This is a genomic window from Photobacterium halotolerans DSM 18316, from assembly GCF_000425165.1.
GTDB lineage: Bacteria > Pseudomonadota > Gammaproteobacteria > Enterobacterales > Vibrionaceae > Photobacterium > Photobacterium halotolerans.
On sequence record NZ_AULG01000022.1, the window covers coordinates 46,778 to 58,968 of the forward strand.

Here is a 12,191-nt window from a genome sequence, read left to right on the forward strand (position 1 = left end):
GGGCAGCATGCGGTATCGCAATCATAAATTTACGCAAGTACTGACTTACGTTATGTGCTGGATGCTGGCGACTCAGCCGGTCTGGGCAACGATTCAGGTCGATACCACAGGCAAGAACACCACCACGCTCTCTGCCGCGGCTAACGGCGTGCCTGTGGTGAACATTGCCGCCCCCAATGCCAGTGGTTTATCGCATAACCAGTTTCAGCAATACCATGTCGGCAAAGAAGGGCTGATCCTCAATAATTCGACCGAAAAGCTGGCGCAATCTCAGTTGGGCGGTTATTTGCAGGGTAACAGTCATCTGAACGGGCAGGCCGCCTCTGTCATTCTCAATGAAGTCACCGGTGCCAGCCGCAGCCAGTTGAATGGCTATACCGAAGTGTTTGGCCGGCAAGCGAACGTCATTGTTGCCAACCCCTATGGTATTACCTGCAACGGCTGCGGTTTTCTCAATACGCCGCGTGCCACCTTAACCACGGGCGTACCGCAGTTTCAGAACGGCTTACTGAGCGGCTTTGATATTCGCCAGGGCGATGTCACTGTCACCGGGCAGGGGCTGGATGGTACACAGCAGGACTATTTCGATATTCTGGCCCGCACGGCAAAAATCAATGCGGACATTCATGCCAACAACCTGTCTGTCGTTACCGGCCCAAACCAAATTGATTATCTGACCAATGAAGTCACAGCCACGCATGATGTGAAAGATAAGCCTGTACTGGCAATCGATTCCTCGGCGCTGGGCGGCATGTATGCCGGACGGATTTCGCTGGTGGCGACAGAACAGGGCGTCGGCGTGAATACTGGCAAGCTGTTCAGCTCGGTGGGCGATATTCAGCTCTCCGCAGACGGCCAGATTACCTTAGGGGATGTCAGCAGTAAGCGAGATATCACACTCAGCACTCAACGAGATATCGCTCTATCAGGAATTCAAAGCGCTACTCGTGATATCGACCTGACTGCGGCAAATATTGATGTTTATTCACAGCTTGTCGCTGGTGGCGCATTAAATGTTCAATCGGACACACTCTCTCTCATTGATGCCAGCGTTGATGTCTCGGAGGTGGGCGGACAAACCGCTGACATTACCCTAGATGATCAAAGCCAACTTACCGCGCAAACACTCAACCTTACTGGCTTGAATACGCTATCCAATGCTGGAGATCTCAGCGCCTCGCAATCAGTACAAATCAGCGGACAGGAAGTGGTGTTAACGGGGGATGGTCAGCTTCAAACTAAGCAGCTTGGTATAGAAGGCGAATTAGTGTCGATAAGCACTACGCTCTACAGCGAGCAAGCCGAGCTTGATGCGACAGGAGACATTCTGCTTGATCGAGATGGTGCGTTGATGTCGACCGGGGATGTGTTACTGACTGCTGAGCATGTTGAAATGGATGGCGAGATACATTCAACAAAATCGCTTATTGCACAAGCGCATGATTCTTTAACAATAAGAGGCGTTTTACAAGCGGATGATGTGATGTTGAGCGCACAAAAGCTGTCTCAGCAAGGTGAGGTCATCGCGCAGAGCGATCTTGCGTTCACTGCGGAGCAAATGAGTCTTGAGTCGCAGATCAGTGCAGGCGGTGATATCACCATTGATGCGAGTACTGTTGATCTCTCTAATACTGTGCAGGCGGGGGCCGGAATTACTATCTTGGCCAGTGATGAACTAACCCAAATTACGGGTGGGCAGTTACTAGCGGGTGATGTGCTTGAGCTGAATGCGGCCACCATGACCCTCGCAGGTAATAGTCATGCGAATGGGGATACTAGTCTTACCGCACAAGCGCTGGCCTTAAGTGGTGGGCATCAAGCCATCGGCCACTACATTATCAGTAGTGATACGCTCACTCAACACGGAATCCTGGCAGCTAATGGCGATATCACCCTGACACAAACTGATGTCACTGAGCTGTCAGGGTCGGTGCAATCTGGCACATCGCTTTCCGTTGAGGCTAATACGTTAAATCAGGAGGGTGAGCTAAGTAGCGGCTCAGAGATGCAAATTACTGCTGCCGAAGCTGATATTCAAGGGAGTGTGTCATCAGGAGGCGCATTGACCCTTGATGCCAAAGCTTTGACGTTGCAAGGCCAAGCTTTGGCTTCGGGTGAGGTAACTGTGGCAGCCGATGAAGTCATTATTGCCGGAGAGCTAAAATCAGCACAAGCCCTGACACTTAATGCAAACGGTTTGTTAAACACGCAGGTCGATAGCATTATTCAGGGCCGACAATCCTTAACATTTGTGACTCAAGATTTTCAGAATTCAGGAGAGCTTCTTAGTGGTGGTGATATTGATATAACTACCAACTCTTTAACTCATCGGGAGATAATTGAATCCGGTCAATCTGTGAATATCGACACAGAGACTATGAAACAACAATCGGTAATAACGGCTAATCAAAATCTGACACTGGATGTGAATTACGCCCTTTCCAATCATGGTGATTTACAGGCAGGCGGTGACTTGTTGCTTTCTGCTCAGTCATTGGTGAACAAAGGGGAAATAAATTCAGGTAATCACACGATATTAACATTGACACAAGGGTTAACGAATCAATCAGATGGGATTATCTCTGGGCTTAATACCGATTTTACTGCAAGTAATATTATTAATGATGGTACGCTTCAAGCGCTCAATAGCTTAAGTTTTACCGCAAACTCAATAAATAATATTGGCACTATGATTGGGCTTGATAACCTCACTACTCAGTTATCGGGTACGTTGGTTAATAATGGTCTCGTGTATTCAGGCAATGATGCCAGACTGTACAGTAATCGTTTAGACAACTACAGTGATATTCTGGCCGGAAACTCTCTTATCATTGCTAAGAATGACAGTTTGCAAAAAAACACCAGTGTATTAAACAGTTCGGCTACTATTGAGTCATTGGGCGGAGATATCCGTATTTATACCGGTACGTTGACGAATGAAAGGACAACATTAGAGGTTAAGCAAAGCATTACAGATTATCGAGGGCAAATTCCAAATGGAGGAGGTGATTCATATTGGGTTGAAGAAGACAGTGGTTTGGCTCCAGAATTTATTAAAGCGTACGAGTGTCCAGGAGGCGGAGGTTTCTCTCCTCAATGCCCTAGTAATTACGATTTTCTGGTAATGTCAGTTGAAGGAAAAATCAATAAACATTTAGCGGAAATTGAAAAAAACGAGTTCGTAAGTGCTTCTGATAGTTCATATTTGATTGCAGCTAATAATATTGTGATTGGTGCTGATAATGTTAATAATGTGGCATCACAAATGGCGGGTAAAAATGTCACGATTTCTAGTGATAATTTAATAAATACAGGCTATAGCTTCGGTCAAGAGGAAACTTACTATACGTACAACTACAATAATCGCTATCAGAAAAATTACAGAACAGTTGACTTTGAGTTTGAATTAGCAGGTGCTGATAGCTCATATACAAGTCTTGGTAGCCTTAATTCTTCTATTACAGCAACTAATAAAGTCACACTGAATGTAGATAATAAAGTTAACAACTCAACTATCCAGTCTAATGCGGAAAAAGTATCACCATTAGGTGGCACCAATAATGTGGTGGCAACTGGCAATGCGAACGTATCAGGATCCTCGGATTTTTCAGTTGCTAATATTGTTGCTGTGAATTCTGTTTCAATTTCGTTGTCAGCAATTAATGACATTCCGTTCCCCGATTTCCGCCTGCCGACCAGCCCGAACGGCCTGTTCGTGTATAACAATGGCCCGGACAGTCAGTATCTGATTGAAACCAATCCGGCACTGACCCATCTGGATCAGTTTCTGGGATCGGATTACTTCTTCGACAGCATAGGTTTCGATCCGCAAAAAGATCTCAAGGTGCTGGGGGATGCCTTCTATGACACCCGCACCATCACCTCAGCCATTTTCGAACAAACGGGTCAGCGTTATCTGAATGACGATGTCGGCACAGATCTTGACCAGATGCAGCAACTGCTGGACAGCGCAGGCCAGCAGAAAAACAGCCTGAATCTGCAGGCCGGGGTGGCACTGACGCCGGAGCAGGTCGCCGGACTGACGCAGGATATTGTCTGGTGGGAACCGGTTGAAGTGAACGGCCAGCAGGTGCTGGCACCCAAGCTCTATCTGTCGCAAGTGACGCAGGACAATATCAGCGGCGGCGCGTTGATCAGCGGTGCAGAGGTGTATGCCTCGGCGGGCAATATCATCAACAGCGGCCAGATGGACAGCAAGGGCAAACTGCATCTGGTCAGTGATGACAGGATCAGCAACCTGGGCGGCAGCATCACCGCGGGTGGCGATATTGAGATGAATGCCGTCAATGACATCGAAAATATCAGCGGCCAGATCGCCGGTGAAAATATCGCACTCAGCACGGAAAAGGGTGACATCATCAACCGTACTGAGGTTGAGCGCGTCAGCATCACGCAGAGCGGCGCAGTGACCACGGCCGATGATGCCAGCGGTGTGGTATACACCGATACCCGAGTCGGCGAGACGGCCAGCATTAACGGACGCGGTACGGTCACTATGAATGCTGGTGGCTCGATTAAAAATACCGCCGCGAATGTTACTGCCGGTGGTGACCTCAGCTTGACCGCCGAAAAAGACATCATAGTGACCGCGGAAACCCAGCGCGATTACATCAAAACCGGTGATCAGGAACACCTGGATGTTACCGTGCTGGGATCCGGTTTATCGTCCGGCGGCAATCTGAGTGTTGATGCCGGAGAAAATATTGCCGTGACTGCATCGGACATGTATGCAGAGGGCGGGCTGGCGATGGTTGCCGGGTGGGACGTTGCGCTCAATACCCTGGTGAATGAAGTCTTCAGCAGTGAGGAAACGCACAACAGTCAGTCGGTCAGTCACATCAGGCAGCATCAGGGTACGCAGCTGGCGGCCAATGATGGTGTGTTCATTCAGTCCGGCAACGATTTCACGGCAACCGGCAGCCAGATGTCGACGCAAGGTGACGTGGTTGCGCTGGCGAAGGGCGATATCACTTTTCAGGCCGTCAACGACAGTGAATACCATTACGACCAATCCACGGAGAAGAAATCCTTTGGTCGCAAAGAAACGTCTATTCAGGAATCGCTGACCGAAACTGTGGTCGGTGCCGATGTCTCGGCGGGCGGCAAAATCATTGTCAAAGCCCAGAAGATTGACAGCGTTCAGACCGCAGGCGGTGACAGCGATATCACGATTGTCGGCTCCAACTTTACCGCGGGCGGGGGCATCGAAGCCTCGGCCGATGGTGATGTGACCGTCACCGCGCAGCAGTACCAGAGCTACAGCCGCGACGAGACCATCAAACAAGGCTTTGGCGGCCTGTCGGGTTCGCACAAATCCGAGGTGGATTCCGCCACCCTGCTTGATGCCAGCGGCATGATGAGCAGCGATAACATTGATATCACCTCAGGCAAGTCGATTACGCTGGTGGCCAGTGATATCGACGCGGACGGCGATATTACGGCCACCGCCGTCGATGAGGTGATCATCGCGGCCGGACAGGAAAGCCGTCAGCACGAAACATTCGAGCAGGAATACGGCGCCTTCAGCGGCGGCGATCTGTATTCGATGGACTCAGAACGTCAGGGTGAAATCCACAACACTGCCAGAGGCATCACCCTGACCTCCGGCGGCACAGTGAACATCAATGGCGGCAGTGTGAGCGTGATTGGCTCCGGTATTGATGCCGACGCCGATGTGAATCTGACGGCCGATACCGGCAGTATTGATGTGCTGGCGGCGCAGGAAACCCACACCCGCTGGTCGGAATCAGAATCCCTGTCGGTCGGGCTGGGCGACACCCTGAAATCGCTGGTCAATCCGTTTGGTGCCACAGATTTTGACGGTGGTCAGGCCAAAGTGACACTGGCCAAAGCCGAGTACGAGAAAGCGGAACACAAAACAGACGCCACGACGCATCTGGGCTCATCCATTACGGGGAAAGGCACGGTGCTGATGGATGCCGCTGAAGACATTGTGATCCAAGGATCAGATGTGCTGGCCGACGCGGACGAAGACGGCCAGGGCAATATCGAACTGACCGCGGCGGAGAATGTGCTGATCCGCGAAGTGCTCGACACAGAATCGACCACCTCTTCCAGCATGCAGGGTGAAGCCGAGCTGAGCCTGGTGGTGCAGCATCAGGCTGTGGAAACGGGCAAAGCGGCGCTTGCACTGAAAGAGTCTGCTGAAAAGCTCAAACAGGCGGAAAAGGATTACCGTCAGTACCAGAAACAAGTCGACAGCCTTGAGCAGACGCTGTCTGAGCTGGAACAGGCACTGGCGAACAATACACCGGGTGTGAACGCGGCAGATATTGCCGAGCTGCAAGGCATCATCAGTGATGTCAAAAGTGATGAGGCGTTCTATCTCGCCAGCATTACACTGGCGACAGTGGATGTGGCGTCGAAAACCACCTTGTTGATGAAGCAGGGAGCCGCCGCAGCGCAAAGCACCAGTACACTTGGGGTCGATGCGGGTCTCCATCTTGATATGTCAGTTACTCAGACCGACAGCAAGAGCACCAGCTCAACCGCACGAGGCTCGTCACTCGCGGGTCAGAATATCATCGTCAATTCCGGTACCCAGAGCGACCAGCAGATTCTGGTGCAGGGCAGCTCGCTCACCGCCAAAGAGGGCGTGACGCTGGATGGCGGTACGGTCAGTGTACTGGCCGCTGAACAAACACAGCAAAGTCAGTCCCAGACGGAAAGCGGCACCATCAGCGCGTCGATGACGGTGCACGGCAGCAGTACGGGCGGCAGTCTCAACGCCAGCCTGAATCAGTCGGAGCAGCGCAGCCAGTCGACCACGTATGTCAACAGCGGGGTGTCGGGTAATAACATCACCATCAATTCCCGTGGTGATACCAATATTCAAGGTGCCAATGTCGATGCCGCTGAGTCGCTGAACCTGGATATCGGCGGCGATCTCAATGTGGCTTCAGTGCAGGATCGCCACAGTTCAAGCAATCAGGGGGCCGGTATCAGCGGCGGTGTCAGCCTGAGCGGCCAGGGAGACACTACCGGCAGTAATGGCGGCCTGAACGCCAGCAGCGGCCGTGTTATCAGCTCGGAAACCCAGCTCACCACCCTCACCTCGGGCGGCACGGCTGAGATCAAGGTTGCGGGCAACACCGACATTACCGGCGCGCTCATTGCCACCGTCGATGAAGAGGGTAACGATCTCGGTAACCTGACGTTCAACACCGGCAGCCTGAGTTACAGCGATCTCAACAACACCGACTACCGTCAGGACCAGTCGGCAGGCCTCACCACCAGCGTCGGGGTGCAGCAAGGGGGTATCGATTCCACCTACAACAGTAGCAACCTGCAGTACACCAGCACCTCGTCTTACAGCAAAGACAAGACCCTCGCAACCTTGGGACAAGGCGAGATCACCCTGAGCGATGACAGCGACCTCACGGCGCTGAACCGAGATACCAGCACTACCAGCCGGGAGCTGTTCGAAGTCGACCGCCAGCAGGGCAATGTGGATGTCACCCTCGACCACCGCCTGCTGACGGAAGAAGGGCGCAATAACATTGCCGAGGATGTGAAGCGGAATGGCATCTTTGTCGATGCCGTCATGGATGTGGCACAGAAAGAAAGCATCGGCCTGCTGGGTGATGCCGAAAACGGTGTAGAGAATTTCTTTGCCCATCAGGATAACAAACAGAAATTCTTCACCGCTACCAGAGACTTTGTCACCGGGCCAGAGAATGCGGCACTGGTCGCTGTGCTGAACGACAGCCACGCCACCCCGGCGCAAAAACATAGACTACGCGCGTTGTCAGGATATATCTCTGCTGAACTGGGCATCACCCCTGCAGAATCCCTGCTGGCCGTGGTTGAAACCTATGGTGATCAAGTCACCAAAGGGGCGTATGCCAACGGCACCCTGTACATCAACGACAGTGAACACTCTCGCCTTGAAGATGCGGTCAACACAGTCGGCCATGAAACTCAGCACCATATAGACGCGCAGCGCGGGCATCAGGGTGACGGTGAGACTTACGAACAGAACCGCGAGCAGTATGCCGAGGTGATGGGGGAAGCCACGGACGATTACCTGAGCTTCAACTACAGCAATGCCGGTCATGGCGAATTTGGCGGCTGGAATACCCAGAACGGCACCCAGGGCAGCGAGCTGATTTCGCAAAACCAAAGTCGTTTTGACCACGACAGGCAAAACGGGCAGATGGATTTCCGCTTGCCGAATGAAAAAGAGCAGCATGCCCTGAACAAACTGGCCGGGGATGACCCGGCAAAACAACGGGAACTGCTAAGCGCCGCCTGCGCGATGATCAAGTGCTCGGCAGAGTTTGCTTATGGGAGTGATGAGTATGAGTATTACCGGGCGCTGGAGGATGAAGGTGCGAATCATCAGGATGCTCAGGCAGTTCTTGCAAATTACAGCGACAAGGTTTTAACCCAAGGGGAGACTTATCCGGCAGTTAAGTGGGAAACCTACGAAGATTTATACCAGTACACAGAGCAAGACCGGATATCTGATGCAGAGCAGCTTGTTTACAATCACCAGACTTTTGACAGAACGGCTTGGTTGGAAGGACAGGGTCTTACCCCGGAACAAGCCGGAGTCATTCTGGCGCTAGGTGGTGTCGCAGCGGCTGTTATCGATGGTAAAAGCGGCAAGATAAAGCAGTCGAAGTTACCGAAGAATACATCGGCGTCAAGGGAGCATGCGCAGAGCAATGTTCAGGGTGGTGCTGGGGCGAATGCAGATGGTAGGATGCAGGGTGAGGGTGTTGTTCTAAATACTTCTTCTGCGACTAGAGCGCGTATCGAAGCGAATATCGCAGAGAGTAGGGTGGCGAGAGAGTCTTCTAATTTCGATATTCATTTTAAAGTCGAAGGACGGGTTCAGGAAGAGTTAGGAATCTGGCCACCGAATCGTGGTTTTTATGGAGCCAGCGAAAATATTACTTTAGAACCTGGTTATGTCATGGATCGCTATGGTTCTCCATATGGGTCTTTTGTATCGCCACAAGGCATTCCTTTCGAGCAAAGAGCATTGCCTTCAACGAAGATAAATGATCCTTATAATATATATGAGGTCATTAAACCCATTCCTGATGTTCCAACAGGAAAAATTGCTCCGTGGTTTGGTCAACCTGGAATGGGCATACAACATGAATTGCCCAAGCCCGTAAAATGGTACTTGGATAATAATTATTTAAGACCAAAGGAATAAATCATGAATCGAAAAGAACTAAAAGATGAGCTATTAATCCATGGCGTTCCTGAAATATCATTCAGTGTCGATGGTATCAAAGATGGTGAATGTATGTGTATAGTGAATGATGGTGGTCGATGGAAGGTGGTTTATAACAGTCGAGGTAAGATCTTTAATATTGCTGACTTCGAGGAAGAAGAAGAGGCATGTGATTTTATGTATGGAGAGATGAAGCAGGAATATGGTTGGAAATAGGGAGGGTGTTCATAATTTTGTGTCAGCGTAAGTCACAGAGCCACCTATTATTCGACCCTGTTCGGGAAGTGGGGGCTCACCTGGGATAACGTCAAATTCCAGTTCTGTACCGGATGCGTCCACTTCTCGGAGGCCTTCAACATCCCCGCATCCCTCAAAACCTAAGCTCAGCTTACGGCCGAGATCAAAGTTGCGGGTAACACTGACATCACCGGCGCGCTCATTGCTACTGTCGATGAAAACGGCAAGGATCTCGGCAGCCTGACGCTCAACACCGGCAGCCTGAGCTACAGCGATCTCAACAACACCGACTACCGTCAGGACCAGTCGGCAGGCATCACCACCAGTGTCGGGGTGCAGCAAGGGGGAATCGATTCCACCTACAACAGCAGCAACCTGCAATACACCAACACCTCGTCCTACAGCAAAGACAAAACGCTCGCAACCTTGGGGCAGGGCGAGATCATCCTGAGTGATGACAGCGACCTCACGGCGCTGAACCGCGATACCAGCACTACCAGCCGGGATCTGTTCGAAGTCGACCGCCAGCAGGGCAATGTGGATGTCACCCTCGACCACCGCCATCCAGTCCTAGCTTGGTTTGTCCTCGCTTGCCGATGTGGTCACCAAAGATTCCGTCTCTCTCGGTGATACTTTTGAGCATGTTGATAACGTTCAGAAAAACCTGGATGTTCAGAAGCTGGTTGCATCGCAGGCAGAGGGTAAGTTTGCGGTCATATTAAATAATCTGGATACAGCAACAGCTTCAGAAAAGCAGGCTGCAATTAACGCGTATGCCGCCGCCTATGCCGAAGTGTATGGCGTCAATATTGATTCGGCATTGGTTGTCGCGGTCACCAAGATGACGCACGGGGCACATTACATGAATGGTAATGGTGCCAGCCAAATCGTTATCAATGACGAAACCATGAAGAATGCGAAGGACTACATGACAACGTTAGGTCATGAAGTCACGCATGGTCAGGTTGCGCAGGGCGGATTAGACAGCCGGGAAAATAAAACGCTGAATGAAGAATACGCCAGCCTGATGGGCGGGTATTCAGCGGACAACTACGCCTTTGTATTGGAAAACAGCGGGCTGGGAACGGTAAGAGAAGGAGATATCAACCGCCATCATGGGAATCAGTCAGCGCTCATCAGTCGTAACAGTGCCGATTATCTGGCGGACGAAGCGGTATTGCCCGCAGGCAGTATCGAGTACTACCTGAATCAGGAAGAAGTACAGAAGAAACTGTCTTTGCTTGCCAGTTGTAACCAGCAAGGGGCAGGCTCTGCGGCTTGCCAGCAACTGAATCAGACCAATCAGCTTGACCACATGCGGGATGCAGAGCTTCAGGCGGCTTGCCAGGACATGAGCAGCCCTGGTTGCCGGGCACAGATAGCGAAGGCACAGGCCGCGCTGGATTCGTTTGATGAAGGGGCATCACCCTGGGACGACACCCGCCTTGGGCAGGAGCAGGAAAGCATCCGTACTGTGCTGAATGATCCGTCCGGTGAGCAGCGGCAGAATCAGCAGGCACAACTGAATGCGTTGTTCGACGGCTTAATTGAATTCACCCCGGGTGCCGGGGATGTGAAGGGTTTTGTTGACGCGGAAAGCGGTATTGACTATCTGGTCGCGGGCCTTGGACTGATACCGGTAGCCGGTGATCTGCTGAAAAAAGCCAAAGAAGCGTTCAGTGCTGGTCGGGTCGAAGAAGCCAAAGCTTTACTGGGTAAAGCGCAGGAACACATCCAGCATATGGATGCGGACTTTGACTTGCCAGATCTGGCTCTGCCTGCCCCCCATCTGGATAAAGCCCCGTCTATGGATTTAGATGTTTCGGGGACACGTTTGGGTAGTGACGTTGGGGACGTTGATGGTAGGATGCTTGGTGATATACCTGTTGTTAAGGTTGATTCATCACAAGCTGTTAAAGGTACGCCAGAATACGAGGCATTAAACAATCCGTTACCTAATACTCAGTATGAGCTCGATAATGGGACTACGTTTAGAACAAATGAAAGCGGTTTCGTGGATGAAATCAGTTTTACGCCAGTTGACGTTAAGATGCCCAGAGATAGTCGTCAAACAGCAGTTGGAAGAGAAGGCTTAGATACAGATGTTGGTGGGCATATTCAGGCGTGCCGATATGGGGGAACTTGTGACCGGTATAATCTTTTTCCGCAAGATAAAAATTTCAATAATAGCGCCTACAAACGTTGGGAAAATGAAATTAATCGCGCTTTACAAAATGGTGATAATGTCGGCAGTGTAAAAGTGAGATTGAACAGGGCCGACCCGAACAATCCAAGGCCAGATAGTCTTCGGATTGAGTACAGTATTAACGGCGAAATTAAGGTCAAAAACTTTAGAAATAAGTCAGGTGGTTAAAGTGGATAATATTATTGAAGAGCAAAGGCAATTAATCGACCAGTTGTATCGAATCGTGAAGGAGAGCTGTCCAAAGGATTTTACTTCGGCTAAGTGTCGGTTCGAATATGATCATGGTTATGAGGATGGCAGTGAGAGCGTTGGAGAAACTTTCTACTATACAAAAAATGGCGAGAGTGTTTCGGCAGTTTTGAAGCATGAGTTAGCATTTCCGGTTATGGATTTGGTTCCTCAGCTTCATGCGAAGATGAAGGCGCATACTGGGGGAGATTGGAATGCATTTACGTTGTTCATCAACGAAGACGGAACGGTGACAACTAAATTCGAGTATCCAGATTAAGAACCCTC

Annotated in this window: 5 protein-coding genes; 4 read left to right on the forward strand and 1 reads right to left on the reverse strand. The window is 50.9% G+C overall.

The genetic code is table 11. The features are described 5' to 3' along the window. Positions 1-7: 7 nt before the first annotated feature. Both H511_RS22695 and H511_RS0105680 read left to right on the forward strand, forming a co-directional pair. Positions 8-9,211, forward strand: a complete 9,204-nt coding sequence (locus tag H511_RS22695) for a two-partner secretion domain-containing protein (protein WP_081669202.1) — start codon at positions 8-10, stop codon at positions 9,209-9,211. A 3-nt stretch (positions 9,212-9,214) separates the two neighbouring features. Next, on the forward strand, positions 9,215-9,448 hold the full coding sequence (locus tag H511_RS0105680; protein ID WP_051287925.1) for a hypothetical protein: 234 nt from the start codon (positions 9,215-9,217) through the stop codon (positions 9,446-9,448). Between the two features lie 9 nt (positions 9,449-9,457). Here H511_RS0105680 and H511_RS24765 read toward each other — a convergent pair whose 3' ends face one another. Continuing rightward, a complete protein-coding gene (locus H511_RS24765) occupies positions 9,458-10,033 on the reverse strand; it encodes a hypothetical protein (RefSeq protein WP_027251432.1) in 576 nt (191 codons plus the stop codon). Positions 10,034-10,067: 34 nt separating this feature from the next. Here H511_RS24765 and H511_RS0105690 point away from each other — a divergent pair, with 34 nt between their 5' ends. After that, positions 10,068-11,843 carry a DUF6862 domain-containing protein gene (locus tag H511_RS0105690; RefSeq protein WP_027251433.1) on the forward strand — a complete coding sequence of 592 codons (1,776 nt, stop codon included), beginning with the start codon at positions 10,068-10,070 and terminating at the stop codon, positions 11,841-11,843. A 1-nt stretch (position 11,844) separates the two neighbouring features. Further along, positions 11,845-12,183, forward strand: coding sequence for a hypothetical protein (locus tag H511_RS0105695; RefSeq protein ID WP_036758905.1), 339 nt, complete (start codon positions 11,845-11,847; stop codon positions 12,181-12,183). Positions 12,184-12,191 lie beyond the last annotated feature (8 nt).